This window comes from Dactylosporangium aurantiacum (genome assembly GCF_000716715.1).
Classification (GTDB): Bacteria; Actinomycetota; Actinomycetes; order Mycobacteriales; family Micromonosporaceae; genus Dactylosporangium; species Dactylosporangium aurantiacum.
On sequence record NZ_JNYJ01000077.1, the window covers coordinates 1 to 25950 of the forward strand.

The 25950-nt window shown below is 70.5% G+C and carries 26 protein-coding genes and 2 pseudogenes; 9 read left to right on the plus strand and 19 right to left on the minus strand.

Going from position 1 to position 25950, the window contains the following annotated elements; all coding sequences use genetic code 11:
• Positions 1 to 752: 752 nt before the first annotated feature.
• Complete coding sequence (locus tag OP18_RS47465; protein ID WP_033366953.1) at positions 753 to 1121, minus strand: histone-like nucleoid-structuring protein Lsr2; 369 nt, start codon at positions 1119 to 1121, stop codon at positions 753 to 755.
• A 1078-nt stretch (positions 1122 to 2199) separates the two neighbouring features.
• Between OP18_RS47465 and OP18_RS62795 the strand changes: the two are divergent.
• Positions 2200 to 2505, plus strand: a pseudogene (locus OP18_RS62795) (ArsR/SmtB family transcription factor); the annotation flags it as partial.
• Between the two features lie 107 nt (positions 2506 to 2612).
• Here OP18_RS62795 and OP18_RS47475 read toward each other — a convergent pair.
• The 9 genes and pseudogenes from OP18_RS47475 to OP18_RS59360 form a co-directional block, all read right to left on the minus strand.
• A complete protein-coding gene (locus OP18_RS47475) occupies positions 2613 to 4016 on the minus strand; it encodes an NADH-quinone oxidoreductase subunit N (protein ID WP_033366955.1) in 1404 nt (467 codons plus the stop codon).
• On the minus strand, positions 4013 to 5497 hold the full coding sequence (locus tag OP18_RS47480) for a complex I subunit 4 family protein (RefSeq protein WP_033366956.1): 1485 nt from the start codon (positions 5495 to 5497) through the stop codon (positions 4013 to 4015). Before OP18_RS47480 ends, OP18_RS47475 begins: the two co-directional genes overlap by 4 nt.
• Positions 5498 to 5500: 3 nt before the next feature.
• A complete protein-coding gene (locus tag OP18_RS47485) occupies positions 5501 to 7351 on the minus strand; it encodes a proton-conducting transporter transmembrane domain-containing protein (protein ID WP_033366957.1) in 1851 nt (616 codons plus the stop codon).
• Positions 7348 to 7653: an NADH-quinone oxidoreductase subunit NuoK gene (locus tag OP18_RS47490; protein ID WP_033366958.1), complete on the minus strand. Its 306-nt coding sequence runs from the start codon at positions 7651 to 7653 to the stop codon at positions 7348 to 7350. The genes OP18_RS47485 and OP18_RS47490 overlap by 4 nt, the downstream gene beginning before the upstream one ends.
• The gene (locus tag OP18_RS47495) at positions 7650 to 8192 is read right to left on the minus strand and encodes an NADH-quinone oxidoreductase subunit J (protein WP_052388443.1); all 543 of its coding nucleotides are present in this window, start codon (positions 8190 to 8192) and stop codon (positions 7650 to 7652) included. Before OP18_RS47495 ends, OP18_RS47490 begins: the two co-directional genes overlap by 4 nt.
• 1 nt (position 8193) lies before the next feature.
• Positions 8194 to 9120 (minus strand): NADH-quinone oxidoreductase subunit H, encoded by a 927-nt coding sequence (locus tag OP18_RS47500; RefSeq protein ID WP_033366959.1) that lies wholly within the window; start codon positions 9118 to 9120, stop codon positions 8194 to 8196.
• Complete coding sequence (locus OP18_RS47505; protein ID WP_033366960.1) at positions 9117 to 10328, minus strand: hypothetical protein; 1212 nt, start codon at positions 10326 to 10328, stop codon at positions 9117 to 9119. The genes OP18_RS47500 and OP18_RS47505 overlap by 4 nt, the downstream gene beginning before the upstream one ends.
• Entirely contained in the window at positions 10319 to 10642 is a 324-nt protein-coding gene (locus OP18_RS59355; protein ID WP_169788994.1) for an NADH-quinone oxidoreductase subunit A, read from the minus strand. The genes OP18_RS47505 and OP18_RS59355 overlap by 10 nt, the downstream gene beginning before the upstream one ends.
• Before the next feature lie 471 nt (positions 10643 to 11113).
• Positions 11114 to 11497, minus strand: a pseudogene (locus tag OP18_RS59360) (thiamine pyrophosphate-binding protein); the annotation flags it as partial.
• A gap of 260 nt (positions 11498 to 11757) precedes the next feature.
• On the opposite strand from OP18_RS59360, the gene OP18_RS47515 reads away from it, so the two are divergent.
• Entirely contained in the window at positions 11758 to 12273 is a 516-nt protein-coding gene (locus OP18_RS47515) for a MarR family winged helix-turn-helix transcriptional regulator (protein WP_052388444.1), read from the plus strand.
• A 478-nt stretch (positions 12274 to 12751) separates the two neighbouring features.
• Complete coding sequence (locus tag OP18_RS47520; protein ID WP_156090304.1) at positions 12752 to 13123, plus strand: PRC-barrel domain containing protein; 372 nt, start codon at positions 12752 to 12754, stop codon at positions 13121 to 13123.
• A gap of 61 nt (positions 13124 to 13184) precedes the next feature.
• Here the strand turns inward: OP18_RS47520 and OP18_RS47525 are convergent, their stop codons facing one another.
• Positions 13185 to 13481 carry a DUF3040 domain-containing protein gene (locus tag OP18_RS47525; RefSeq protein ID WP_156090305.1) on the minus strand — a complete coding sequence of 99 codons (297 nt, stop codon included), beginning with the start codon at positions 13479 to 13481 and terminating at the stop codon, positions 13185 to 13187.
• 322 nt (positions 13482 to 13803) lie between these two features.
• A complete protein-coding gene (locus tag OP18_RS56440; RefSeq protein ID WP_081971756.1) occupies positions 13804 to 15153 on the minus strand; it encodes a sigma-70 family RNA polymerase sigma factor in 1350 nt (449 codons plus the stop codon).
• 39 nt (positions 15154 to 15192) lie between these two features.
• Here OP18_RS56440 and OP18_RS47530 point away from each other — a divergent pair, with 39 nt between their 5' ends.
• On the plus strand, positions 15193 to 15423 hold the full coding sequence (locus tag OP18_RS47530) for a hypothetical protein (RefSeq protein WP_033366963.1): 231 nt from the start codon (positions 15193 to 15195) through the stop codon (positions 15421 to 15423).
• Positions 15424 to 15662: 239 nt separating this feature from the next.
• Here the strand turns inward: OP18_RS47530 and OP18_RS47535 are convergent, their stop codons facing one another.
• Positions 15663 to 17414, minus strand: a complete 1752-nt coding sequence (locus tag OP18_RS47535) for a chloride channel protein (RefSeq protein ID WP_033366964.1) — start codon at positions 17412 to 17414, stop codon at positions 15663 to 15665.
• A gap of 157 nt (positions 17415 to 17571) precedes the next feature.
• Positions 17572 to 17940, minus strand: a complete 369-nt coding sequence (locus tag OP18_RS47540) for a YidH family protein (RefSeq protein ID WP_052388446.1) — start codon at positions 17938 to 17940, stop codon at positions 17572 to 17574.
• Between the two features lie 186 nt (positions 17941 to 18126).
• Here OP18_RS47540 and OP18_RS62235 point away from each other — a divergent pair, with 186 nt between their 5' ends.
• Genes OP18_RS62235 through OP18_RS47555 form a run of 3 tightly spaced genes read left to right on the plus strand, consistent with a single transcriptional unit; the run spans position 18127 to position 21289 of the window.
• Positions 18127 to 18765 carry a TetR/AcrR family transcriptional regulator gene (locus tag OP18_RS62235; protein WP_033366978.1) on the plus strand — a complete coding sequence of 213 codons (639 nt, stop codon included), beginning with the start codon at positions 18127 to 18129 and terminating at the stop codon, positions 18763 to 18765.
• Positions 18762 to 19685 carry an ABC transporter ATP-binding protein gene (locus tag OP18_RS47550; RefSeq protein WP_033366966.1) on the plus strand — a complete coding sequence of 308 codons (924 nt, stop codon included), beginning with the start codon at positions 18762 to 18764 and terminating at the stop codon, positions 19683 to 19685. Before OP18_RS62235 ends, OP18_RS47550 begins: the two co-directional genes overlap by 4 nt.
• Positions 19682 to 21289 (plus strand): ABC transporter permease, encoded by a 1608-nt coding sequence (locus OP18_RS47555; protein WP_033366967.1) that lies wholly within the window; start codon positions 19682 to 19684, stop codon positions 21287 to 21289. Before OP18_RS47550 ends, OP18_RS47555 begins: the two co-directional genes overlap by 4 nt.
• Before the next feature lie 215 nt (positions 21290 to 21504).
• Here the strand turns inward: OP18_RS47555 and OP18_RS47560 are convergent, their stop codons facing one another.
• A complete protein-coding gene (locus OP18_RS47560) occupies positions 21505 to 21738 on the minus strand; it encodes a hypothetical protein (RefSeq protein ID WP_033366968.1) in 234 nt (77 codons plus the stop codon).
• A 155-nt stretch (positions 21739 to 21893) separates the two neighbouring features.
• On the opposite strand from OP18_RS47560, the gene OP18_RS47565 reads away from it, so the two are divergent.
• A complete protein-coding gene (locus tag OP18_RS47565) occupies positions 21894 to 22187 on the plus strand; it encodes a hypothetical protein (RefSeq protein WP_033366969.1) in 294 nt (97 codons plus the stop codon).
• On the opposite strand, the gene OP18_RS60100 is transcribed toward OP18_RS47565, so the two are convergent.
• The 4 genes from OP18_RS60100 to OP18_RS47590 form a co-directional block, all read right to left on the minus strand.
• Positions 22154 to 22480 carry a hypothetical protein gene (locus OP18_RS60100; protein WP_033366970.1) on the minus strand — a complete coding sequence of 109 codons (327 nt, stop codon included), beginning with the start codon at positions 22478 to 22480 and terminating at the stop codon, positions 22154 to 22156. The genes OP18_RS47565 and OP18_RS60100 overlap by 34 nt on opposite strands.
• 532 nt (positions 22481 to 23012) lie before the next feature.
• Positions 23013 to 23234, minus strand: coding sequence for a hypothetical protein (locus OP18_RS47580; protein WP_033366972.1), 222 nt, complete (start codon positions 23232 to 23234; stop codon positions 23013 to 23015).
• An 88-nt stretch (positions 23235 to 23322) separates the two neighbouring features.
• Positions 23323 to 24744, minus strand: a complete 1422-nt coding sequence (locus tag OP18_RS47585; protein ID WP_033366973.1) for a hypothetical protein — start codon at positions 24742 to 24744, stop codon at positions 23323 to 23325.
• Complete coding sequence (locus OP18_RS47590) at positions 24741 to 25610, minus strand: ABC transporter ATP-binding protein (protein WP_033366979.1); 870 nt, start codon at positions 25608 to 25610, stop codon at positions 24741 to 24743. The genes OP18_RS47585 and OP18_RS47590 overlap by 4 nt, the downstream gene beginning before the upstream one ends.
• Positions 25611 to 25647: 37 nt before the next feature.
• Between OP18_RS47590 and OP18_RS47595 the strand changes: the two genes are divergently transcribed.
• Positions 25648 to 25950: TetR/AcrR family transcriptional regulator (locus OP18_RS47595; protein ID WP_033366974.1), on the plus strand; the 303-nt coding region annotated here is incomplete at its 3' end.

Below are 25950 nucleotides of genomic sequence, written 5' to 3' on the forward strand. Positions count from 1 at the left end.
CTCGGCAGATAACTCAACAGCATGAGAAGTGCACGCTCCGGAAATCGTTCGGTCTGGGCACTGGCGTTCACTTCACCCTGCCAGCCCGTTCACCGCGGGCGGAATCCAGTACGCGGTGACCCTTGCCCTGGTCGAGGCGGTCCTGATCACCGTGGACATGCTGCGCTGAAGCATGGCAACGCTCATGGCGCCCATGCCGTGAGGTCACACCGGCCCCAGCACCGTAACGAGGAACTCGGCGTCGACGGTACACGGCAGACGATCCGGCTGGCGCCACGCACGTGTCCTCGCGATGGCCCAGCACCTGCCGCCTCGTGCCGGACGCGAGGAACGTCATCATGGTGGGCGGTCCGGTTCGAGCCGCGCTCGTCGCCGATCGTGCTCGCGACGACATTGACGGACGGCTCAGGGGCGTTCAGCATGGCCGGTCGTGTCCGAGCCGGAGCCACTTCAGCGGGACGCATACGCTCGTCGCGGCGGCGTCGACGTTCACGCTGTGGCGCGGTACCTGACGACGACGGCGGCGGTCACGGTCGTCCCGGCGTCCGACGTGAGAGCGTTCGGCGACGCGGGTGCCGCTGTCCTGGCGGTCACGGGCGGCCTGGTCGGCTGCATCGCACCCCGCGCACCACGCCCCACCGCCGGTGCCGGTGTGTCGCGCCTCATCGAAGTGCGCCATCATCCCGAACCTGGCTGGAAACGGTGCTGAGGGCACCCCATAGCGGAATGCCCTCAGCGTCTGTGGCGAATTTTCAATGTCCAGCCTCGGCGTGGAACCGCTCGACGAGATCCGAACGGATCCGGCCGCGGTCGGACACCTCGATGCCCTTGGAAAGGGCCCATTCACGGATGGCCCGGTTCTGCTCCCGCTCCGCGCGGGCGGACAGGACCGGCCGGACCCGGCCGCCCTGACGAACCGGCGCGGCGGCGGATGCCGGGGTGAGACGACCGACCTTGGTCGCGGCGTCGAGGAACGGTGCGAGGGCGTCGCGCAGCTCAGCGGCGTGCTTGGCGGACAGGTCGATCGTGTACTGCACGCCGTCAAGGCCGAAGCTGACACTCTCGTCGGCGATCTCGCCGTCGAGGTCGTCGATCAGCTCATGGATCACGCGTCTGGCCATGGCGATGCTGCCTTCCAGTACATGGAGTTACTTCCGAACTCGCCAGTAGCCCTGAATTCGCGTTGAAAACGGCCAGACGGTAGTGGCGGGCACGGAACGGTCGATGGAGCGTACCCGAACAACACAGCGCGTGATCAGGCTTGGCAGCACGACCCGACGGACCCTGGATCTGCCCGCCGGGTGTGGACTTGCCCAGTCCCCGCCGCCTGATCAACGTCTGCAGGATGCGAGCCACCCAAAGACGGCCACCCCCGATGCGATTTGCCCGCGAACTGCCCGCCACTCTGGCTCTCACGCCAGCCATGGCAGCTCACTGAAACGCCTCGTCGAACCAGTCCGTCACAGCAGTGGACGTCGGCGCAAGGTCAGCCAGCAGTCGGACCCGTAGCAGCGGATCCTGGGTGATAACCGTTCCGACGTTCGTGGTCGAGCCGGCGTCAGGGTCCGCCTGCGAACCCGTTGACACGAGTCCTGATGCGAGATCGTCGCGAATCCGGGGGCCCTGATTTAGAGTTTCAGCAGCCCTACCCCTCCCTGGTGTCCGCCCCGGCGGGGTAGGGCCCCGCATGCCACCGCGGCCCAGGACCGGCTCAACCCGCAGCGAGAATTGGACCGACAGCCCCTCGACGAACCGCTCCCTCGCCCCGGTCAGCAAGGACCTGCACACCCGAGGTGGAACTGCCGCGCAGCGAGCTGACCGCCGAGCACCCACATCGCCATGAAGCACCACCCGCAATGTCAAGGAGTTCAAGAGCCGCGCACCGATCCACGCACACGACCGAGCCACACCGACGCGCGTCTCGCGAGCCCCTGAACTTCTGAAACCAATGCGTCGCCCTGACGGAATCTGGCTTGCGAACGACGGGTCTGTCAACATTCGTTTTACAGTCCCGGTCCAGGACACTGACCTGAAGTCACGTCTTCGGGATGATCACACCGAACCTCCAAAGTGGACTGGCTTACTCATAGCGTGCGACTTCGTGTCGCACCGGACGGCAGCAGATCAGGCGCGACGTACCGGACGAGCGGCATACCCGTACGAGGGCACGGGTTGACCTCGCTATGAGGATTGCCGCGGATGACCGCGCCTGACAACGCCGCTGCTGATCACGGCCATCCGGTTGATCCGGAGCGGGTGCGTGCCGCCCGCCCCAGGCTGATCAGCGACCAGGACGCGCAGCGTCTGGCGTCGCTGCTGGGACTACTCGCCGATCCGATCCGGGCTCGGATCGTCTACGCGCTGGACACGGTGCAGGAGCTGTGCGTCGGTGACATCCCCCTGGTGCTGCAGGCGAGTGAGGACGCGACCGGGTACGGCTTGCGCATCCTGCGCACGGCCGGTCTGGTCGCCACCAGACGCCAGGGGCGGATCGTCTATTGCCGGCTGGCCGATCGACTTCCCGGAGCCGCTGCGCGAGCACTGCCTACGCAGGCTGGTGGAGCTCAGCCGCCGCGGCACAGACACCGATTGAGCCGACGATCGATCCCGGCTCAGCGAAGCAGGACGCCACTGACGACGTCGTACACGACTCCGGCGGCAACCCCGAACGCCAGAGTCGCGGCGGCAGCCAGCACGGCGATGGTGGCGGCGGGCCGGTCGCGTTCTCTCTCGCTGGGGAAGGCGCCGGGCCGGCCGGTGAAGGTCGGTCGGAGCCAGCGCAGATAGTAGAAGAGGCTGGCGATGGTGTTGGCGGCCGCGATGACGACCAGCCAGGCGTGGCCACCATCCCAGGTAGCGGTGAAGACGGTGAGTTTGCCGGCGAACACGGCGGTGGGTGGGGTGCCGACGAGGCCGAGCAGGCAGATCACCAGGGCGGCGGCGAGCCAGGGGTGGCGGCGGGCGACCGCCCGGTAGTCATCGAGGGCCCCCCGGTCGGGCAGGGCGGCGACGACGGCGAACGCGCCGGTGTTGGTGACCGCGTATCCGGCGAGGTAGAGCAGCAGGGCTGGCAGAGCGCGTCCGCTGGTGGTGGCGACGGCGACGGCCATGAGCAGGTAGCCGACCTGGCTGATGGTGGAGTAGGCGAGCAGCCGCCGTACGCTGGTCTGCCCGAATGCGGCCAGGTTGCCCAGGGTCATGGTAACCGCGGCGACGACCGCGGTGAAGGTCGGCCAGCCGGTGTCGGTGGGGATCGCGACGAGCAGCCGGAACGCTGCAATCAGGGCGCCGATTTTGGGGATGGTGGTCAGCACGGTGGCGGCACCGATGGTGGATCCGTGCACGGCGTCGGGCACCCAGAAGTGCACGGGGACGGCGCCGGCCTTGAACAGCAGCCCGGCGAGCACGGCCACGGTGCCCGCGGCGACCAGGCCGGGGGCGGCGTTGGGCAGCGTGCCGGTGAGCTGGTCGTAGCGGGTCGTGCCGCCGGCGGCGTAGAGCAGGGCGACGCCGGTCAGCAGGACCACGCCGACGAGCGCACCGAGCAGGTACAGCTTCAGCGCCGCTTCGGCTCCTGGTGCGTCGCGGCCCCATCCCGCGAGCCCGTAGAGGGGAATCGTGGCCAGCAGGTAGGCGACGGCGAGCACGAGCAGGTCCGAGGCCCCGGCCAGCAGCACGGCGCCGAGCGCGGCGAGCAGCACCAGGACGTAGAACTCGGTCTGCCGCCGGTCGCCGCGGATCCGACCAGTGGACAGGGCGATGATCAGCAAGGCGGCCGCGGGGATGACCACGCGGGCGGTCGTGGTGGCGGTGTCGATGGCGTATGAGTGGTGGTAGACGGTCTGGTCGGCCCGGCCTGCCACGGCGGCTATCATCGAGCCGGCGAGCGCGACGGCGGCGATCAGCGCGGCGATGCCCTGGCGGGTGCGGGAAAGGGAGGAGCCGCACAGCAGCGTGGCGACCGCGCCCACCAGCAGCAAGACCTCGGGTAGCAGAACGAGGGGTTTCTCGTTCACCGGGCCACCAGGTCGGCGACGGAGCGGGCGGCGGGCTCGATCAGGTCCAGCAGCGGCCGGGGGAAGACCCCCACGGCGAGCGAAAGGGCCAGGAGCGGGGCGATCGCGGCGGCCTCGGTGCCGCGTACGTCGGCCACCGCACTCAAGGCGTGCCGGCTGGGGCCGAGGAAAAGCCGGTGCAGCGCCCACAGGAACAGCGCGGCGGTGAGCAGGATGCCCAGCAGCGCGAGCCCGGCGCCGAACGGCGCCGAGCCGAAGCTGCCGGTGAAGATCTGGAATTCGGCGATGAAGCCGCTGAACGCGGGCAGGCCGAGGGAGGCGAACGCGGCCACCGCGGTCAGCGCGGCGAAACGAGGAGTGTCGGCGGCCAGGCCCCCGTAGGCACCCATCTCGTACGTGCCGCCGCGGTCGAACAGCACCCCGGCGAGCAGGAACAGCGCCCCGGTGATCAGCCCGTGGGAGACCATCTGGGTGACGGCGCCGGTGACCGCCACGGTGCGCGCCTGGGTGTCGGTGCCGGCGACCAGCCCGGCGGCGCCGACGGCAAGCAGGATGTAGCCCATGTGGTTGACCGACGTGTAGGCGATCATGCGTTTGAAGTTGGTCTGGGCGAGCGCGACCAGCGCCCCGTAGAGGGCGCTGGTCACGCCGACGACGACGGCGATCAGGGCGTAGCGGCGCCAGGCGTCGGGCAGCATCGGCATCGCGATGCGCACGAAGCCGTAGGTGCCCATCTTCAAAAGCACCCCGGCAAGCACGGCGGAACCGGCGGCGGGGGCGTCGGTGTGCGCGGGCGGCAGCCAGGTGTGGAACGGGAAGGTCGGGGTCTTCACGGCCAGGCCGATGCCGAGGGCGAGCAGCACCAGCCCGCCGGTGCCGCCGTGTCCGGCGAGCGGGTTCTGCGCGGTCAGTGTCACCATGTCGAAGGTGTGCGGCCGGGCGGCGACGAACAGGCCGATGAAGCCGACCAGCAGGGCCAGGGAGCCGACGAAGGTGTAGAGGAAGAACTTCAACGCCGACCGGGCTGCCTGCGCACCGTGGCCCCAGCCGGCGATGACGGCGTACATGCCGACGATGGACAGGTCGAAGAAGACGAAGAAGACGATCAAGTCCAGGGCCGCGAACAGGCCCAGGCAGGTGGTTTCCAGGGCCAGGAACAGCGCGGCGAAGCCGCGGATCCGGTCGGCGTGGCGCAGGGAGTAGACCGCGCAGGCGCAGAAGATCACCGCGGTGAGGGTGAGCAGCGGCAGGGACAGACCGTCGACGCCGAGGTGATAGGCGGAGCCGGCGCCGGGGATCCACGGCCGGTTCACCTCGTAGCCGATGCCACCGTCGTACCCGGCCCAGAGCGCGACGATCCCGGCGAGCTCGGCGGCGCTGACCGCCACCCAGATCCAGCGCACCGCCGCCGCCGGCATGCTCCGCCACAGCAGCACGACCAGCGCGGCGGCGGCGGGTGCGAACACCAGCAACGACAGCATGTCTTAGCTCACCAGCAGGATCAGCAGCACGACGGCGGCGGTCAGGGTCACGACGGCTTGGGCGTAGTACTGGTGGACCTGCCCGGTCTGCGGGCGGCGGGCCAGCGCCCCCACCCGCCGAGTGCCCGCCGCCAGAGCGGTCACGGCACCATCCACGCCGATGTCGTCGGCCCGGGCGGTGGCGCGCGCCAGGCGTACGGTGCCCGGCGCGGTCGCCTCGACGGCCCGGTCCAGGACGTGGTCGTCGAGCCACGCCAGGCCGCGGGCAAGTACGAGGACCGGGCGTACCACGAGACGGTCCGCAGCGGTGCTCAGGCCGAGCCAGGCGCGGGCCCAGGCCGGAGCGGGCAGGCGTGGCGCAAGCCAGACCGCGGTGCCCGCCGCCACTACGGCGAGCGCACCGGAAAGCACCATCTCGGGCCCGGTGGCGCTCGGCTCTCCGGTCGCGCCGAGCAGGCGCCGGAAGGCGTCGCCGGCCGGGGGCAGGGACAGGATCTCCAGAACGGCGGCGCTGGCGGCGAGCACCACCAGCGGCGCCTGCTGCCAGGCGTTGACCCGGTGACGGCCGGGCTCAGCGGTGTCGTATCCGGCCTCCGGGTCGGCCGGCAAGGGGCGCAGCACGAGGCCGAAGGCCTTCCCGGCGTACGCGGCGGACAGCACTGCCGCGGCCAGGCAGACCAGGTACAGCGGTAGCGAGGAGGCGTGGGCGGCGGCGAATACCTCGTCCTTGGTCGCCCACAGCGCCAGCGGCGGCGCCCCGGCCAAAGCGATCGCGCCGACCGCGAAGGTAGCGCCGACCAGCCTGTAGCGGCGGCCCGCTCCGCGCAACGCGGTCAGCTCGCGGGTCCCCAGGGCGGACAGCCATGCGCCCGCGGCGAGGAACAGCAGTGCTTTGGTGGCCGCGTGCCCGATCAGGTGGGCGGTCCCGCCGGCCACGCCGCCAGTGCCGGCGGCGACGAAGACGAAGCCGAGTTGCGCGCAGGTGGAGGCGGCCAGCAGTTGCTTGAGGTCGGACTGGCCGAGCGCGACCGCGCCCAGCAGCAGCGCGGTGGCGGCGCCGATCCAGGCAGCGGTGGCCGCGGCCCAGTCGGTGGCGGCCAGCAGCGGTTGGAGCCGCAGCAACAGGTAGCCGCCCATGGCGACCATCGCCGCGGAGTGCAGCAGCGCACTGACCGGGCTGGGGCCCAGCATCGCCTTGGACAGCCAGAACGACAGCGGCAGCTGCGCGGCCTTGCCGACGGCGGCGGCGAGCACCCCGGCGGCGACCACGTGCCGCCACGGGCCGGGCAGCCCCGCGAGCTCATCGAGGCCGAGACTCGTGCCGCTGGCCAGGGCGGCACCCGCGGCCAAATAGAGTCCCAGGTCGCCGAGCCGGGTGGTCACGAACGCCGTCGTGCCCGCCCGCACCCGGACGTCGTCGCGCCAGTCGAAGGCGATCAGCGCGTACGAGGTGGCGCCCATGACCTCCCAGCCCAGCAGCAGCGCCGGCAGACTGGCCGCGGTCACGGTCGTCAACACGGCGGCGATGAAGATCAGCATCAAGCCGAAGAAGCGGGCCCGGCCGCCGGTGATGTCTCCGACGGAGAAGACCAGCACCAGCAGGGCCACCGCGGCCACCGTGACCGCGACCGCCGCGGCGAGCCCGTCGGCGGCCAGCGCGAACGGGGCGCCTGCGACGAACGCCACCCGTACCGCCGGTCGGCCCACCGCAACCGCGATCGCCAGCGCGAGCACCGCGACGGTGGTAAACACCGCGACCGCCGGCGCGGGACGGCCCCACCGGCGGTCGCCGCACGCCAGCCCCGCGCCGACCGCGGCAGGCAGGCCGATCAGCGTCCACAACGCCGCGCTCATCCGCGTAGCTCCCCGGCCATGTCGGTCATGTCGGCGTCCTTGGCACGGAAAAACAGGGTGGTCACGGCGAACCCCATCGCCATCTCCACCGTCATCGCAGCGAGTACCACGAGGACGAACGCCTGCCCGTCCGGGGCGTCGGGGGCCAGGAAGTACCAGAATGCCGCCCCGGCCACCACCAGGCCGTTGATCATCAGTTCGAGGCCCATCATCACCATGACCACGGCCTGCTGGCTGAGCGCGCCGAACAGGCCGACGGCGAACAGCGCGGCGGCCAGCAGCAGGAACATCTGCAGGTTCATGAGCCGCTCCCCGCCTCGTCGACAAGCGTGGGTGGCTCGTCATGGTCGTAGCGGCCGCGTCCGGTGGCCAGCACCAGCGCGCATACCATGGTGGCGAACAGCACCGCCGACACGGTCATCATCACCAGCATCTTCGAACCCATGATCGCCTCACCCAGGGCGTGGGTAACGTCCGCCGGGGGCTGGCCACGTCGCTGCGGCCACGGGGTCAGCAGCACCCCGGCCGCCAGCAGCAGGAAGACACCGATCGAGATGCCCAGCGCGCCGCGCTTGTTGTGCAGCATCGACATCGGCATCAACCCGGCCGGGTTCATCATGTACATGATCATGAAGACGGCCATGATGCCCATCTCCATCAGCATCATCAGGATCGTGATGACCCCGAGGTATTCGGCGTCGATGAGCAGGATGGTCGTCCCGACCGCGACGAACGACACCGCCAACGCCACGGTGGCCCGGGCCATCGAGTTCACCGTGAACACTGCGATCCCGGCGGCCACCGCCACCACAGCCAGGACGATGAAGACCGCTACCCGCATGTCACACCCCTCTCAGGGCGAGCACCGAGACCACCAGCAGTTGAAGCAGGGTCACCGGTAGCACCACGAGCCAGGCCAGGCGCATGACCCGGTCCGCGCGCAGTGTCGGGCCACGGCGGCGCACCGCGACCAGTGCTGCCAGCACGACCGCCGTCTTGATCAGGCTCCACAGCCAGCCCGGCAGCAGCGGACCGGCGCCCCCGCCGAGAAACAGCGCCGTCGCCATCCCGGCGCCCACGGCCAGCAACGCGTACCGGCCAGTCAGCAGCACCAGCCGATCCACCCCGGACGGCTCGGCCAACACCCCGCCTGCAAGATCCCGGCCGACCGGGTACGCCAGCGGCCCCCACAGACTGAAGCCCGCCACGCCGAGCAGGAAGACCACGAACGCGGCCGGCATCTGCACCACGAACCACAGGCCATGCTGGGCCGTCACGATCTCGCTGACCTGCAGGCTGCCCGCCGCCACCGCGGGCGCGGTCAACGCAAACATCAACGGCAACTCGTAGCCCAGCGCCTGCGCCAGGAACCGGTAGCCACCGACCAGCCCGTACACGCTGTTCGCGCCCCAGCCTGCGCACCACACGGTCAACCAGAGCGCCACGTCCAGGGCGTTGAACCAAACCACGCCCACCTGCGGGTCGGCCACCGCGGCATCGCCGATCGGCACCACCACCGCCATCAACAGCGCGATCACGAGCGGGCCGGCCGTGCCGGCGCGCCACAGCAGCGCATCCGGAGCGACCGTGGTCCGGCGCCGCTGCCGCAACAACCGCGCCGTTTCCCACACCGGCCGCCCCAGCCGCCAGCCGAACGACTGGCCGCGGCCCGCCGGATCCAGGACGCCGTCCAGCGCCGCAGCCGCCACGGCGAACAGCAGCACCAGCCCGGCCGCCGGCAGCACCCACCAGGCCGGCGCCCCGCTCACGGTCCAGCCCCCGCGGGCTCAGGCATCTGCACCAGTTCGTCAGGGTCCGGGTCGAAGCTGGCCAGCACCAGCCGCGCCGCCGCCACATCGAGCCCGGCCATCAACTCCTCCGCCGCGGTGAGCAGCGCCGCCGACGCGGGACGGTCACCACGGGAATCGCCCCGCGGACCGGATTCGTGGACTGCCTCACCGGCCAGCAGACGGTCAGCGTCGGACAGCCACCGCCGCCACCGGGCGCTCACATCCCCGCCGTCGCCAACCGCCCGGCAGGCCGGGCCGTCCACATCCAGCCGTTCGGCCGCATCGGCGGTCAGCACACCAAGCCCGTCGGTCGCCCAGCGCAGACCGACCGATCGGCGCAGCCTCCGGTCGACCCGCGCCAACTCACCGCGAAGGCGATCGGCAGGTGCACAGGTCAGGACAGCGTCGCGCAGCTGCCGCACCCTGCACGCCATCGCCGGCCAGCCGGCGGTCGCGAGCAACCGGCCCAGCGAGTCCAGATGCGAAGCGGCCACCCGTCGGCCGTCCGCATCCGCATCCGACCAGTACAGCGTGGAAGCTTCGGCCGCGGCGGGCAGCACACGAGCGTCCACCCGCTGCACCAGGTCGCCCTGCATCAGCAGGTCGACGACGAGGCCTGCCGGCCAGTCGGGCAACACCGGACCCCACGGCACGCGAAGGACGTCCAGCTTCAGGCCGTCGCGATCCGCTTCGCGGTCGGCCATCATCAGCCCGCCCGGCATCTGCATAGCGTCGCCGTGTTCTCCGTGTTCTCCGTGTTCTCCGCTCGCACCGGCATCGTCGTGCTCCTCGGAGCCGTCCTCGACGCTCTGCTGGTCATGGCCGTCATGCTGCTCGCTGCCCGCATCTGCCCACTCATCGACACGATCCTTGTGCCCGATGTCCGCCGACAAGTCACTCATGGCTCGCCGCAAAGCGTCAGCAGCCTCCTGCGGTTCCGCAACCTGGAGGCGGGCAAGCGGCCCGGGCATCTGCCGCCACACCTCGTCAATCGCGCCTGCCAGTTCAGAACCCGGAGAACCCACCACCAGCAGCACGTCGGCGTCCGCCGGGCTTTCCGCGACGACACCGCCGATGCGGGTTAACTGAGCCTCCGCAGCCAACCGCGTCCGCGTAGCGCCCGGCGCTACGGCGAACAGCACATGCGGGCGCTTGCCCGCCCACCGCGCCAGCCCGGTCAGGACCACCGCAGCACACCTTCGCGCCACGCGTACACCACACCGGCCATCAACACGGCCAAGAAGGCGAACATCTCCACGACCGCCTTGACCCCGACCTGCGCCACCACCAGCGCCCACGGATACATGAACAGCATCTCGATGTCGAACGCCAAGAACAGCATCGTCAGCACGTACCAGCGCACATGGAACCGTGACACCGCATGCTGCTCCGGCCGCACACCCGACAGGAACGGCCCCGCCCGCAACGGATCGGCCGCCACCGCCGCCAACCGATGCACTGCATACAGCCCGACCACCACCGCGACCGCGACACCCGCCATCGCGGCGACATTCACCAGCGCCTGCATGATCGCACCATCCACGCACAACTCGGCCGGCCAAGCCGGGCCGACGTCCACGTTCTCACCCGCGTACCCGTACGGAATTGCGGCAAACAGGTGAGGAGAAGCAGCCCGACAATGACTTCGGCCGCTACAGCACGGCCGACAACGGCAACCGTTACGAGACTGGCGAGGGAGGCCCGGCGTTACAGTCCCTCGCCGAGCACGCGGCGGCAGTGCGAGCGTCGCCATGGTCGCCGGCGGGGAGCCCGGTCCGACATGCCGGTACGGGTCCTCGCCGACATCCGCGACCTGGACATCGTTTGGGAAGGTCAGATGCGACACGGTCCGCTTCGCCAATGCGTTGCGAACCGCCAGGTCGACCACGCCGGGCATCTGCTGCGGGTTGGTGACCATGACGTTGTAGGCGGCCACATCGGCGTACAGGCGCTCCAGATGCACCTCTTGCTGATAGTGCGTTCCCAGGACCGAGGTCTCCTGCATGCCCGTGAGCGCGAGGATCGGAACATGATCGAGCTTAGCGTCATAGAGCCCATTGAGCAGATGGATCGCTCCTGGCCCGGACGTCGCCGCGCACACCCCGAGCCGGCCGGTCGCCTTGGCGTAGCCGGTCGCCATGAACGCGGCCGCCTCCTCGTGCTGCACGAGGATGAACCGCAGCTGCTCACGTTGCCGCCGGAAGCCATCCATGAGCCCGTTGATCCCATCACCCGGCAGCCCGAACACGGTGTGCACGCCCCACGCGACGAGCCGCCTCGCCAGGCTTTCACCCACAATCTCAGTCATCTGCCACTCCCTCAGCCAGCAAGGTGGACAGACCGTCGCAACGGCCATCGCGCGGCGCGCGCCGCCTCAAGTTCGTCTGCTACCCACCGCCCTGGGCGATAACCGAATCCACCTCCAAGACCTAGGCTAAAATTTGTACAGTGCAGCATCTGCGTGGAGGCAGGTGCGTACCGGCGGCCTGACGCTGGCGTGGATGCCCCGGCCGAGACGATCGTCGACACCCACCAACCGCCGCAGCTGACGCACGGCCGGCCCGCCACCCGGCCGGCGTCACCATCTGGGCCGCGATCCGGCCCTACAGTGTTGCCATGCACAACGAACGTCGCGTCGATCCCGTCGCCGCTCCAGAAGCCGTCGAGGCCCTGCTGGCCGCCAGCCGCGCACTCGTCGGCATCGCCGCCCGCTCGCTGGCCGAGACCGATCCGGACGTCACGCTGCCGCAGTACCGTGCGCTGGTCGTCCTCGCCGCGCGCGGACCGCAGCGGGTCGCCGAAGTCGCAGCCGAGTTGCAGGTCGCCACCTCGACTGCCACTCGTATGTGTGATCGCCTGGTCCGTAAGAACCTGATCCGCCGGTCCCGTCCGTCCTCGGACCGCCGCGTGGTGCGGCTCACGCTCACCGCGGCCGGGCGCCGGCTTGTGCACCAAGTCACCGAGCAACGGCGCGTGCAACTCGCCGCCATCGTCGCCGAGACGACCGGCATCTGGCATCCCGCGGTGGCTCCGGCCCTGCGCGCGTTCGCCGCCGCCGCGGGCGAGATCCCTGAGCATGAGTGGTGGCTCGGATTCCCGTCCGCCGACGACGACGAGCCGCGAAGCGCCTGACCGCACTCAGCGCACGGACGTCCGCGTCACGCCGACGATGACGTCCGGGCAGCAGTGCAGCCGCGGTCCTCGCCGGCGGCCGCCGAGCGGCGGGCCGCGGACCTCCGCAGCTGCTCCGGAGCATCTGCGGAACCGGCCCGCCCGGCGACAGGCCACGGCAGCGAGTGGCAACCGCGCTGCGGGCAGAAGCCAGACGTTCCCTGTGTCCGCGGCCCGCGGCCGGGATGCTGCCGACTCAAGCGCCGGCCGAGGCCGGCTGGCTGGGTGGCGTGCCGGCGTAGGGCGGCGGTTGCCCCCTGCGAGCGACGTTGCGCGCCCAAGCGCAGGGCGTTGCCTCGTCATCGAACCTTCATACGATCGCCTGTATGGCTCCATACGGGCGTCGCAGGGTTCATTTGCGAGGCCGTCGCACGGTGAGCGGCACAGCACGACGCTCGCCTGCGCTACGGGACCGGCAATGCTGAAAGGAGCAGCACTCGTGTTCAGAAACCCGTATGACGTGTGGCAATGGCGGACGGGCATTGCGACCGCTGTCACGACCGGTACGCAGAACCTCGCCGGGTTCGAGGTCCGCGCGACCGACGGCAGCGTCGGCACGGTCGCCGAGGACGGTGACCAGCTCGGCACCACATGTCTGGTGGTGGACAACGGATCGTGGATGCCCAGCCGAAGGATGATGCTGCCGGCCGGCACCGTCGAAGACGTGGATTGCGCGGCGGGCATCATCAGGCTGGACCGGACCGGATCACAGCTGCGTGACTCGCCCGCCTACGACCCGGAAAGCTTCGGGCGCCCCCATTACTACGACGTGGTGGCCCACTACTTCGCCGACACCTACCAGGACGCATAGCGCGGGCACCGGCCGGGCCCGGCCGGACCCGGCCGGTGCCCGAACAGGCGAGCGAGCCTGCTCAGATGGCCGACAGGTCCTCATCGGAGTCGCCGTCACCACTCAGCAGCACGACCGCGGCGACGGCCTTGATCGTGACCAGGAGAGCGACGAACCAGCCCAGCCACACCCACACCCCGAGAGTCAGCACGACCGTGACCACCGCCGCGGCCGTCACCGCAGTCCGGCCGTGGTATTCGCGCGGTGCGACCGGCCGCAGACCGGCGAGCCCGGCAACGAAATCGGCGTCCTGCTCACGCGTCCGCCTCGCCAGCTCGGCCAGGCACTCCTCATCCCAAGACGGCAGCTTGTCCCTCATGAAGTCCGCACTCGAACATGGCACCGCGACCACTCCGTCGGATATATCAATGGCATACTGCGATAGTTGCATGTATGCACACGCGACGCAGTGCGAGTCACCCGGGCGGCGGACTACGGCGCGGGCCGCGAGACAGAACTCGGTCGATAACGCTGGACGGTATCCGCAAATACGACCGATCGCAGGTCCTCGCGCATGACCTCTTGCCCCCCCGAAGCCGTAGCGCGCCGCGTCGGCTCGGGACAACGTCACCGCCCGTCCCAGCACGGTGGCCAGCTCCCCGGCCTCGACGGCGACCGGCACGGTCGACCGAGGGCGTTGATCAGCCCGTACATCGAGACGGCCAAGGCGCCTGCCACGCCGGCCCGTGGAGCCGACCGTCTGCAGCGGTCCGGACCGTGGGGCTTTCTCCCCGCCATGTTGCTGCAGCGCAGTCGCTGACGCCGGCCGTCCCGGTTGGGCGGACCGTTTTCCCCGCACTGTGACGCATCCCGCCGTACCGCAGGGCTGGCGGCGGCCTGGATACCGGGCGGTGCGGTGCCCGGGCGTGTCCGGGTGCCGCTTGCGAAGCACAGCCGGACTGTCGGGCGTGACCGGGGCGTCCTGGCCCAATGTGCGCCATGTAGCCGACACAGTGAGTCTGCTCCGTTCGATGCACCCCTGGTCCACGGTTGCGGTCGCGGGTAACCGCGGCGCGACCGCGGCTGCGTCCGGGCCGTCGCACCGACGCGGCCGAAGGTCTGCGGCCCGGCACCGGGTCGCTCGCCGCCCGACCGCCAGCATCGCCGGTTCCGTGCGGCTGCCCGCCCCGCTCCGGTGTGTTGTCGTCGGTAACGCCGCTCTCATGGCCACCTGCGGTGGTAACCGTCGGCTCACACAACATGCCGGCACGCAGCTGCTGCAGCGCCGCCCGTAACAGCCGCGACACCTGCATCTGCGAGACGCCGATCTGCTCAGCAAGCTCCCGCTGGGTCAGGTCGGCGAAGTAGTACAACGTGACGATGCGCAACTGCTGCTCCGGCAGCCGGCCCAGCTCGGCGTGCAGCGCCGCCCGTTCGTCCGCGCCCGCGAGCAGGTCGACGCCGTCGGTGACCGTGTCGCCGACGGTGCAATCAGCGCCCCAGACGGTCGTAGGGCCGTCCAGCGACAGCATGTGCTGTTCATGGGTCACGCGGCGGACAGCTGTGATATCGGCCTCGGAGCACTGCAGGGCGACCGCGAGTTCCGGATCCCGCGGATCGCGACGAAGTCGTTGGGTGAGTTCCTCCGTCACCGCCGACATCCGCAGCAGCAACTCTCCGGCGGCTCTCGGCGTGCGAAGTGTCCACCGGTTGTCCCGCAGATACCGTTTGAGGGTCCCGGCAACAGTCGATGTCGCGAAGGACGAGAACGGTGTGCCACGTCGCGGATCGAAGCGGTCGACCGCCTCGATCAGGGCGAGGGCTGCCACCTGACGGATGTCCTGTGCACGAGGATCGGACCGGTACCGCGCCGCGATGGAGTACGCCAACCGCAGATGCCGCTCGACCAACCGGTTGCGTATCATGCCGACCGATCTCGCATCGGCGGCAGCCAGCTCACCGAAGGTCGCCCGACACTCCGGATCGCCGCAGGCGCAGACCGCCGATCGCACCTGCGGGCTGTCACGGCGGTCAAGCCGGTCGGTGTTCATTGCGCCGGTTCCTTTCGTCGGCGATCGAGCGAACTCCGAATGCTCGCCTTACTGCACGGCCTCGGGCGCCGGCGAGAAGCCGTCGAGCTTTTCGAGCAGCTGCTCGACCTGCGCAAAGACGTCGGCCTCCTCGCGGAGGACTACGACCCCCTCTACCGTCGTCAGCTCGGCAACACCCCGCAGGCGTTCAGCCTCGTCGGCCTGGTGAACTCTGCCCGGCGCCTCAACGGCACGGACACCCGCACGATGTCGACGACTCACGACCGTTGACGGCGGGCGAGGCGGCCGGCCGCCGGGATGCACCGCTCGCCGTGGCCGTCGAGGCACCGCCGACCGGCTGAAGCAACCCGCGACCGCGGCGAGGACGGCGACCGCCGGGAAGGGCCACGGCACCGGCGCGCCGCAACCCGCTCACGGCCGGCCGGCGTTCATCGCATGGCCGGGCACCGTCGTCGGGGCCCGGCGCGTGACGGCGGCGCTCCGGCGTGCCGGGACTGCCTCGTGCCGGATCAGGCACGAGGCATCGGCTTCCTGGTGATCGCGGCGAGGATGTCCCGGTGGGTCACCCAGCCGACGAGCGCGTCGTCCCGCTCGACCGGCACGCCGGGCCCGCCGGAGCGGACCACGGCGTCGAGGGCTTCGTCGAGTGGCTGACCGGCCCGCAGTACAGGCACGCTGGAAGCCAGATCGCCGGCCGTCACCCCGTCGGACCCGTCCCGCACCGCCCGTTCGACCTCGACTGCGGGTACGACGCCGCGCAACCTGCCACGCTCGTCCACCACCGGCATCGCGTCGTACCGCCCTTCGGCGAACCGGACGACGACCTCCGCCAGTGTCGCACCGGCGGGGAGCGCCGCTGGGACGGCACCCGCGATCGCGCCGACGGTCGGCGACCGTCCGGGCTCAGCGTCGCGGCCCAGGTCGACGCCGCGCCGGTGGAGTTTGCGGGTGTAGATCGTGTCGGCCGACAGCAGCCGCGAGGTTCCCGCCGCCAGCGCCACCGCAACCATCAGCGGAAGCACGACGGAGTACTCACCGGTCAGCTCGAACACCATCACCACGGCGGTGATCGGCGTGCGGGCTGCACCCGCGAAGACCGCTCCCATGCCCACCAGCGCGTATGCGCCCACGGGGGCGGTCCGTCCCGGCATGGCCACATGCGCGGCGTCACCGATGGCCGCGCCGAGCATCGCACCGATGAACAAAGTCGGACCGAACACCCCGCCGGAGCCGCCGATGCCGATCGTCAGGCTCGTCGCCACCACCTTGCCGGCCAGCAGCACCAGCAGCACCAGCAGGGGGAGTCCACCGGTCACCGCCTTATTCAGCACCGGGTAGCCGACGCCGTACAGTTGCGGAACGGCGAGCAGTAGCCCGCCGAGCAGCAGCCCGCCGACTGCCGGACGCAGCCACTCCGGACCGCGCCAGCATCGATCGCAGAGGTCTTCGACCAGGTACAGCGTCCGGCTGAACCCGACTCCGACGGCCGCGGCGACGAGGCCCACACCCGCGTACCACAGGTACTCGATCGGTGACGTGACCCGGAACTCCGGAAGATTCAGAAATGGATGGTCGCCGATGATCGCCCGGCTGATCGCGCTGGACGTCACCGACGCAAGTACGACCGCGGCGAAGGACTCGACGGCGAAGTCGGCAAGGATCAGCTCAAGAGCGAAGAAGACCGCCGCGATCGGCGCGTTGAAGGTCGCTGACACCGCGCCGGCAGCCCCCGCGGCCACCAGCAGCCGCAGCCGGGAGGCCGGCAGGCGCACCAGTTGACCGACCGCCGACGCCAGCGCAGATCCGACCTGCACGATTGGCCCCTCCCGCCCGACCGATCCTCCTCCGCCGATACACAACGCACTGGCCACCGACTTCACCAGCGCCACCCGGGGCCGGATGCGGCCGCCATGGGCGGCGACCGCGTACATCACCTCCGGCACGCCATGACCGCGAGCCTCACGTGCACCGAGGTGGATCAACGGCCCGTACACCAGACCAGACAACACGGGTACCGCCACGACGAACCAGGGCCCGGCCCACCGCAGCCATCCGTGCCCGGAGCCGGTGTGGGCGCTGTAGTCCGACCACCCGCTGAACACCTGTGTGGCGGCGGTCACCAACCAACGGAAGCCGACCGCACCGAGGCTCGAACCGGCCCCCACGGCCACCGCCAGCACCAGGAGACCGGCCGAGCTGCCCCGCAACCGGTCCCACGTCAGCAGGTACCGCTCCTGAGGTACGCGCATTGAAAGCTGCATAGTGCAATCATTGCAGCATGAATGCGTTCATGACGAAGCACCGTGTGGACCATGCCCGCCGAGAGCGGGGGCACACGGCAACAACCCCCGACTCGCCCGTTCGACACGCCATACGTCGGCACCGTCGTGCGCTCGTCACCGGCGGACTCGGGGTTGATCAGGGGAACTTTCGCACCACGTACGTGACCGCGATCGCCGCGGTGACCGTGACGATGCCGGCGGTGAGCAACGCCGGTCCGTGGCCAGACGGCGGCACCCTGCCATCGAGGACCGCCCGCCGTACGGCACGGTAGCGCAGATAGCCGGCCACGCTGGTGAGGCTGCCCAACATGAACAGCGCGATACCGATGAGCGACAGCACGCGATGGCGCCCAGTGAGCTGGATCAACGCGACGCCATCGGCGAGCAACGTGAGTGCCGTGCGCAGCCACGCCAGCAGCGTCCGTTCGTTTGCGAGCAGGACCGCCACGTCGACACCCGGCGCGGGCTCGCCGTCCTCGTGCCCGCGGAACCGATGGGCATCCACCAGCCGAGCACCACCTGACCATCATCGTTTCGCGCCCGCCCGTGGCCGGGCGGCACCTGATGATCCAAACGGCGGTCGAACGGTGGACCTGAGCGATGTCGCCGCTCCACACCCACCACCGCGGCCCCAGCCATCGTCGGCGCCACTTGCTTGCGCAGACCTGAACAGATGTTTAGTATACTGAACATGAGTTCAGCTTTGGAAGAAGGAGATCTTACCGGCAGGGCGAGCATCCGAAACGCGGCGCTCCGTCTGTTCGCCGAGCGGGGGCACGACGCCGTCACCATGCGGGAGATCGCCGCCGCCGCCGGGGTGTCCCCGGCGCTGGTCGTGCACCACTTCGGCAGCAAGGACGGGTTGCGCGCGGCGGTGGACAGCTATGCGGCGCAGGCGTTCGACGCGTTGTTCTCGATGGACGAGCGTGACCTGGCGCAGATGTTGACCAGCGGCAACTCCGTGTCGATCGCCGACGTGTTCGCACGAACATTTCCACGTGGATCGCCGCTGCCTGCGTACCTGCGGCGCCTGCTCCTGGTCAACGACCCCACGGGTGCGGCCTTGTTCGGACGATGGTTCGCCCTCACCCGCCGGCTGCTCGATGCCATGACCGACATGGGGGCCGCCAGGCCCTGCGGGGATCCCTCGGTCCGCGCGGCGTTCTTCCTCGTCAATGACCTGGCGTTGATCCTGCTGAGAAACCAGGTCGCCGCCGCGATCGGCGTCGACCCCCTGACGCCCGAGGGCGTGGCCCGCTGGGCCAAGGAGGTCACCACCATCTACACCACGGGCGCGTTGGTCCACGTGCCCGGAGAGGAGCAGTCGTGAGCCGGCCTGTCATCCACATCAATGCCTTGACCAAGACGTTCGGCAAGGTGCGCGCGATCGACGGGCTGGACCTCACGGTGCAGCCGGGCGAGGTGCACGGCTTTCTGGGCCCCAACGGTGCGGGCAAATCCACCACCATCCGCATCCTGCTCGGCCTCATCCGAGCCACCGGTGGCCGGGTCGAGGTGTTCGGCACCGACCCGTGGCGCGAGCCCGCCAGATCGAACGAGCGCCTGGCCTATGTCGCTGGCGACGTCGCCCTGTGGCCGGGCCTGACCGGCGGCCAGTGCCTGGACATTCTGGGCTCGACCCACGGCGGCGTCGACCTGCGGCGCCGCGACGACCTGATCGAACGCTTCGACCTGGACCCGACGAAACGGATCCGCGACTATTCCAAAGGCAACCGGCAGAAGGTCGCTCTCGTGGCCGCGCTGGCCGCGGCAGCGGACCTGCTCATCCTCGATGAGCCGACATCCGGGCTCGATCCGCTGATGGAGCAGGCCTTCCAGCAGTGCGTGCGCGAGCGGCGCCAGGAGGGCGCGACGGTGCTGCTCTCCAGCCACATCCTCGGCGAAGTGGAGGCCCTCGCCGACCGGGTCAGCATCATCCGCCGCGGCCGCACCGTTACCACCGGCAGCATCGCCGACCTGCGCCGCCACACGCGGACCACGGTTCATGCGGTCACCGCGGCGGTGCCGGACGGGCTGGCACAGGCGGCGGGAGTGGCCGACTGCGTCTGCGAGACGGTCGACGGTCGGGTCGACACGCGACTCACCATCGACGCCGAGCACCTCAACGCGACGATCGGCAGGCTGCACGCCGCCCGGCTGCTGACCTTGACCGTCGCCCCGCCGAGCCTTGACGCGCTGTTCCTGCACACCTATCGGGAGGATGACAAGGTCATGGAGGTCACGCGATGACCGCCACGCACCGCACGGCGCCGCACCACGGCGGCCTGCGCACCATGGTCGCAGTCGTCTGGCACACTCGTCGCACCAGCATCCTGGTGTGGGTGGCCGCCCTCGCCACGAGCATGACCGGGACCGCCGCCGCCGTCGCCGGGCTCTACGACACCCCGGCCGAGATCCACAGCTATGCCGAGGCAGTCACCTCCGGTAGCGCGCTCGCCGCCATCAACGGTCACGTGGAAGGCATCGACAGCCTCGGCGGCGTCATCCAGGACGAGTTCGGCTTCCTGGCCTCGTTCCTGCTCCCGCTGCTGGGCATCGCGCTGATCGCCGGTTCGACGCGGCGCGAGGAGGCGTCGGGCCGCCTGGAGATGGTGCTCGGCGGCCGCATCCTCAGACATCAGCCCGTCCTTGCCGCTCTCATGGTCGCCGCCGCGGCGATCCTCGGAACGTCCGCTCTCTTCGCCACTGGGCTGACGCTCACCGGGGTCCCGCCGGCCGGATCCGTCCTCTACAGCGCTGCGCTCGGTGCGCTGGCATTCGTGTTCGCCGGGTTCGCCGCACTGCTGGCGCAGTTCGTGCGACACGCCCGCGGGGTCTACACCGGCAGCCTCATCGCACTGGTCGCCGCCTACGTCCTGCGCGGCATCGGCGACACGGCCACCGGCCAGCTGGCCTGGCTCTCGCCGCTCGGCTGGGCCGAGAAGACCGCGCCCTTCGCCGACCAGCGGTGGTGGGTGCTGGCCGTCCCCGCCACTGTCGGCCTCGCCGAGTCCGGCGCAGCCGTGTGGTTGGCTGCCCGCCGCGACGTCGGCAGCGCCTTGGTGCGCGGAGGCACGGGACCGGCGCGGGCGAACCGGTTCCGGCGTTCACCTGTCGGCTTCGCCTTGAGCATGCATCTCCCGGCGATCGCCGGCTGGCTGGCAGGTGGTGTCCTGCTCACGGGCATGATGGGCGCGTTGGCACGCCAGTTCCTCAACGCCATGGCGGGCAACCCCGCGCTGACCGACGCCATGGGCATCGGGGGCGACCGGCCGCTGGACGGGTTCGTCGCCGCAACCCAGCTCTATGTTGCGCTCATCGGCGCCGGGTACCTCGTCCAGGCCGGCGGGACGCTGCGCACCGAGGAGGCCGAAGGCCGCCTGGAAACCCGGCTCGGCGGCACCCTCCCCCGAGCCCGCTGGCTGCTCGCCCACGGTGCGGTGCTCGGAGTCGGGCTGGTGCTGGTGGTCGTCGGCTCATCACTGGTCCTGGCACTGGCCACGGCATGGTCAGTCGGCGACACGGCCGAGGTCGGCGGCACCATGACCGCTGGCCTCGACTACCTGCCGACACAGCTCGTGTTCGGCGGCATCGCTCTGGCCCTGTTCGGGCTGTGGCCGCGCGGCTTCGCCCTGGCCTGGGCAGCGTTCGCGGTGGCCGCCTTCATCGCCCTGCTCGGCCCTGGCCTGAACCTCGCGCCGTGGATACTCGACCTCGCCCCCACCACCCATGTCGGCAACCCACCGCTGGGCACCGTCAACGCCACCGCCCTGGCCACGCTGACCGCTGTCGCCACCGGGCTGACGCTGTGCGGGCTCATCGGATTCCACCGCCGTGACATCCCGCGCGCGTGACCCAGTCGCCGAGGACTCCACACGGACGCGGACCCTGGTGGCGTCCGCCGTCACGCGGGCGGGGCGACGGCCCCCGTCGCCGGTCACCCGATGCCCTATGCTGTCCCGGACAGTTGTGTTGATGCAATGATTCGTCCCTGGCACACTAAGGATCATGGTGTGCCAGGGAAGTCTGGTCGGCGACGGCAGCATGTTGACCAGACAAGGAAGTGACATCAGTGACGCGGAACCCGATTCACACCGATCGCCCCGATGCCGATGACCCGATATTCCCAGGCACACCGCTGCCACTGGCCAGCATTCTCCTGGTCGAGGACGATCCCGGCGACGTCGCCTACACCCTCGACGAGTTCCGCGAGCACCGCCGCGCCCTGAAGTCCCGGGCGGTCACCGACGCGTTGCGGCAGCGTTGCACGGCCGATGCGGCAACCCGTCACCATGCCCAGCATCGCACAATAGTTGCATACACACAATCCAATGTCATCGCTCCCGCGACAGGGCACACCGCTACCTGGCGGCAGGCCGACGACCGCGCCGACGGGAGCGGTCGGCCGAGGACCGCCGGGGTCGCCGAGCGCCACCGCACACATGCCACCGTGGTTGGATGGCACGACCGACCGCGTCCCCTGACGGGCCCGACGACGGGCTCGCCGACGCGCTGCTGTCGATCAGCCGGGCGACGGTGACCCTCGCTGCCCGCAATCTCAACCAGCTCGACGCCGACGTGACGCTGCAGCAGTACCGCACACTGGTCATCCTGACCTGCGGCGGCCATGCCAACGGCGACGTCGCCGCGGGCGCCGGCGGCAGGTTCAGCGGTCCGGCGGCCGACGCTGCTCATCGCCGGTGTACGCCGATGGCGTCTCAGCGGGTGAGGGTACCGGCGACAGCGTGGTAGATCGGCCCGGAGGCCACGCCCAGCGCGAGGGCCGCGGCGGCGGCCAGCCCGATCGTGGCGAGGAGCGTGCGTCGCAGCGCCGGTGGTGCGAAGGCGTCAGCCGCGGGTGGGTGTTCGGCGCGGAAGGCCGGGACGAGCCAGCGCAGGTAGTAGGAGAGACTGGCAACGGTGTTGACGGCGGCCACGGCGACCAGCCACGCCCTGCCGCCGTCCCAGGCGGCGGTGAAGACGGAGAGCTTGCCGACGAACACGGCGGTCGGTGGGGTGCCGACCAGGCCGGTTCCCGGCCGCACCTGTCGTGCGACGTCTGCGGCGTATCGTTCTCCTATCTCACGGGTGTTGCCCTGCCTGCCGAGGCGGGCTGGCCGGCAGCCCGCCGCCGCGGCTGGCAGTGTGAGGAGCTGGGCGGCATTGCGTGGCACCGCTGTCCTGCGTGTGCACAGCGGTAGGCGCCAGCAACGACGAGCGGTCGCCAGTTGGACCGGCGCCGTCACCGAGCACCACGAGGAACGCGACGTTCGACGCGTGACGCAGGTCGGCGGCGAGCCGGGTCGCCGTCTCGGAAGACCGGCCTCCGCGGACATGCCGTCACGGTGGTCAGCTGGGGTACCGGATGTGCACCAACGGGAGTCGGACGCGCACATCGGGTGCGAGCGGACCGGCGGCGGTCAGGTCGGGCATTGCCAGGACGCGGCCGAGGTTCGCGGCGGCGCGTGGGTGACGGTCCCGGTACCGCTCAAGCAGGTCATGGCTCTCCCCGGCGGACATGATCTCAGCACGGCCCGGCCGGGACCTACGGGAGATGCCGGCCTCCAACGGATTCGGTCACCACCAGTTGGGATAACCCTTCACCGCCTCACCGGCAGTGACCACATCGGGCCTCCCACGGCTCCCCCGGAACCAGCGACTCCGGCGGAAAGCACCGAGCGCCAGACCGGCCAGCGGCAGCGGGAGCGGGAGCGGCGAGATGTCCCAGTCGGCGACCCAGATCCCGACCAGGAGCACCAACCATGCCATCAGCACGGCCGTCACCAGCGCGAAACACATCGCCAACGGCCATCTCACCAGACTCGCCGTACGACCACGGCACCCCTGCCGGCGGAGTCCTGCGATCGATGTCCGTGAACCGTCCGGTCTACCTGAGCCTGCGGGCGGCCCGGCGGGTGAGCGGAATCAACCAGACTGCGACGCAGGCCATGCCGGCGAGCAGATACACCGCATCGATGCCTGACCAGCTCCGCACGATCCACCACGTCGGCAGCGGCGCGAGCGGCCAGCCGGCTGGTCCGGTGAGCCACCATGCCGCGACCGGCAGGTAGACGGGCAGTGCCAGGGCCTTGTCGGCGGCGGCGCCCTGCACGCGGTTGCGGGCGACGGCGAGCGTCGCGACGGTCGTCAGCGGGCCGAGCGGCACGGCGAGCAGCAGTGCGCCGGTCGCCGCCGTGGGGACGAGTCCGGAGAGCGGTGCCGCGACCGCGAGGCCGGTGGCGCTGAGCACGGTGACGGCCGTGAGCCGGTACGCGAGGTAGCGGTGCACGCCGAGCGGTGAGGTCCGCACGACGGCAAGCGTGCCGTCCTCGAGGTCGTCCAGCACGATCAGGGCACCTGTCATGCCGAACGAGACCGGCATGTGCACGGCGACGGCGAGGATCACCAAGGGTGTTTCGTACGGGGTCAGGTCCACGCCGCGGGTGTGGCGCAGCCATTCGGCCAGCGGCGGGTAGCCCAGGCGCAGCGCGAGGGCGAGTAGCAGCGGGCTGAGCGCGACCGCGGCCAGCATCGTGTCGCGGGTGATGTTGCGCAGGTCCGCGCGCGGGAACACCAGCCAGCGCGGCCGACTTGGCAACGCCCGGACGTGCGCGGTGGGCCTGCCGAACGTCGCTGTCTGGCCGGTGCGCAACCGCCGGGTCGCGTAGATCGCTGCGGCTGCCGCCCAGAGCGTGAGGTAGCCGAGCACCGCTCCGGCCGGGAACTGGATGTCGCCGCGGAGCAGTCCGAGTGCCCCGGTGGTGGGCATGGCGTACCACAGCGGACCGGTCAGCAGCCCGATGGACACCGCCAGCGGCACTGCGAACAGTGGCACCATCGGGCCGGTTAGGGAAACCATGAAGCCGGTGAACTCGTCCTTGTAGGCGGCGATGCCGGCGGCAACGGCGAGCAGCAGCACACACGCAAGCACCGCCGCTGGCAGTGCCGTGCCGAGCTGGTCGGCACGGCGGCCGGCGATCAGGACCGGTACCGCGCTCATGGCGGTGAGTACGCCGAGCGGGGGCAGCCGGGCGGTGGTCCGCTCCCAAGGCCGTGCGGGGGTGACTCCGAGCGCGGCGGCAGCGCCGGTGGTCCGTTCGGTGATCATCATGGCGCCGACCAACAGCGTGCCGACCGTCATGACCTCCAGGAACAGCAGGTACGGCGAGGCGACCCGCGCGGCCCCCGCCGGGAGCAGTCCCAGCAGGACCGACCAGGCGGCGGCGAGCCCGAGGACCGCGGCCGGGACGCCCTGGTGCCACTGCAGCCGCAGTTCGAGGGCGAGCAGCGCGCGCAGCCGCCCGGTCATGGGGTCGTCCCGGCCGGCGTGTGGTTGGTGACGGCGATGAAGACGTCGGCGAGGGCCGCCTCGCGGGTGTGGACGGTCTGCACCCGGCCGGTGGCGAGCAGCGCCAGCAGGCCGGGGTCGTCGGGGGCCGGGAACTCAGCGTGGCGCAGCGTCCCGGCCTCGTCGAACTCCACGGCGACCGAGGGATGCCCGTAGGCGAGCCGCAGGTTGCGTGGAGTGTCGACGGCCACGATGGCGCCGTCGCGCATGAACGCGACCCGGCTGCACAGTTCCTCGACGGCCGGCATGTCGTGGGTGGTGAGGAAGATCGTGCGGCCCGCGTCGGCCTGTGCGCGGATCACCGCCCGGACGTCGGCGGCGTTGACCGGGTCGAGCCCGGACGTCGGCTCGTCGAGGAACAGTACGTCCGGCCGGTGCAGCATCGCCCGGGCCAGGTTGAGCCGCATCTTCATGCCCTTGGAGAACGTTGCGGCCCGCTGGTCGGCGGCGCCGGCCAGACCGACCGCGGCGAGAGCCTCCTCCGGCCGGTCGACCGGTCCGCGGTACAGGGCAGCGAACGCGGCCAGGTTCTCCCGCGCGGTGAGCTTCGGGTAGTACGCGGGCAGTTCGAATCCCACGCCGATCCGCTCGTACAGCGCCCGTCCCCAGCCGGCGACGGGCCGGCCGAGGACCTCGACACCGCCGGCGAATCGGTGGTGCTGTCCGGTGAGTACCCGCTGGGTGGTGGACTTGCCGGCACCGTTCGGCCCGAGCAGGCCGAACACCTCGCCGGCGGTGACGGCCAGGTCGATGCCGGCCACCGCGTCGCGGGCGGCGCCCGGGTACCGCACCCGGAGTCCGTCGACCCGGATCACTTCTTTTTGCATCACGATGCAAAATTACATCGCCGTGTAAGATAAATCTATGGGGTTGCGGGAGCAGAAGAAGCAGCACACCCGGACCGCACTGGTCGCCGCCGCGGAACGCCTGTTCGCCGATAAGGGCTACGACAAGACCACCGTCGCCGACATCGCCGCCGCCGCGGGAGTGTCGACCCGCACCTTCTTCTCCTACTTCCGCGCCAAGGAAGACGTGCTGTTCGCCGGCGCCGACCAGCGGTTGCGGGCGATGACCGAAGCGTTCGGCACCGTCCAGGCCGACAACCCGCTGACCGCCGTGCACCGCATCCTGGAACAGATCCTCGCGGCATCGGACGACCTCGCCGGC

Coding starts and splice junctions, on each gene's coding strand:
- OP18_RS47465 (WP_033366953.1), bottom strand. CDS start 1,121: ATGGCCAGACGCGTGATCCATGAGCTGATCGACGACCTCGACGGCGAG.
- OP18_RS47480 (WP_033366956.1), bottom strand. CDS start 5,497: ATGCTGTCGTTGCTGGTGTTCGCACCCGCCGCCGCCGCGCTGGTCGTG.
- OP18_RS47485 (WP_033366957.1), bottom strand. CDS start 7,351: ATGAGCGCGGCGTTGTGGACGCTGATCGGCCTGCCTGCCGCGGTCGGC.
- OP18_RS47490 (WP_033366958.1), bottom strand. CDS start 7,653: ATGAACCTGCAGATGTTCCTGCTGCTGGCCGCCGCGCTGTTCGCCGTC.
- OP18_RS47495 (WP_052388443.1), bottom strand. CDS start 8,192: ATGCGGGTAGCGGTCTTCATCGTCCTGGCTGTGGTGGCGGTGGCCGCC.
- OP18_RS59355 (WP_169788994.1), bottom strand. CDS start 10,642: ATGGCGGGTGTCGCGGTCGCGGTGGTGGTCGGGCTGTATGCAGTGCAT.
- OP18_RS47515 (WP_052388444.1), top strand. CDS start 11,758: ATGCACAACGAACGTCGCGTCGATCCCGTCGCCGCTCCAGAAGCCGTC.
- OP18_RS47525 (WP_156090305.1), bottom strand. CDS start 13,481: ATGAGGGACAAGCTGCCGTCTTGGGATGAGGAGTGCCTGGCCGAGCTG.
- OP18_RS56440 (WP_081971756.1), bottom strand. CDS start 15,153: ATGAACACCGACCGGCTTGACCGCCGTGACAGCCCGCAGGTGCGATCG.
- OP18_RS47530 (WP_033366963.1), top strand. CDS start 15,193: ATGCTCGCCTTACTGCACGGCCTCGGGCGCCGGCGAGAAGCCGTCGAG.
- OP18_RS47535 (WP_033366964.1), bottom strand. CDS start 17,414: ATGCAGCTTTCAATGCGCGTACCTCAGGAGCGGTACCTGCTGACGTGG.
- OP18_RS62235 (WP_033366978.1), top strand. CDS start 18,127: ATGAGTTCAGCTTTGGAAGAAGGAGATCTTACCGGCAGGGCGAGCATC.
- OP18_RS47555 (WP_033366967.1), top strand. CDS start 19,682: ATGACCGCCACGCACCGCACGGCGCCGCACCACGGCGGCCTGCGCACC.
- OP18_RS47560 (WP_033366968.1), bottom strand. CDS start 21,738: ATGCTGGGCATGGTGACGGGTTGCCGCATCGGCCGTGCAACGCTGCCG.
- OP18_RS47565 (WP_033366969.1), top strand. CDS start 21,894: ATGGCACGACCGACCGCGTCCCCTGACGGGCCCGACGACGGGCTCGCC.
- OP18_RS47580 (WP_033366972.1), bottom strand. CDS start 23,234: ATGTGTTTCGCGCTGGTGACGGCCGTGCTGATGGCATGGTTGGTGCTC.
- OP18_RS47585 (WP_033366973.1), bottom strand. CDS start 24,744: ATGACCGGGCGGCTGCGCGCGCTGCTCGCCCTCGAACTGCGGCTGCAG.
- OP18_RS47590 (WP_033366979.1), bottom strand. CDS start 25,610: ATGCAAAAAGAAGTGATCCGGGTCGACGGACTCCGGGTGCGGTACCCG.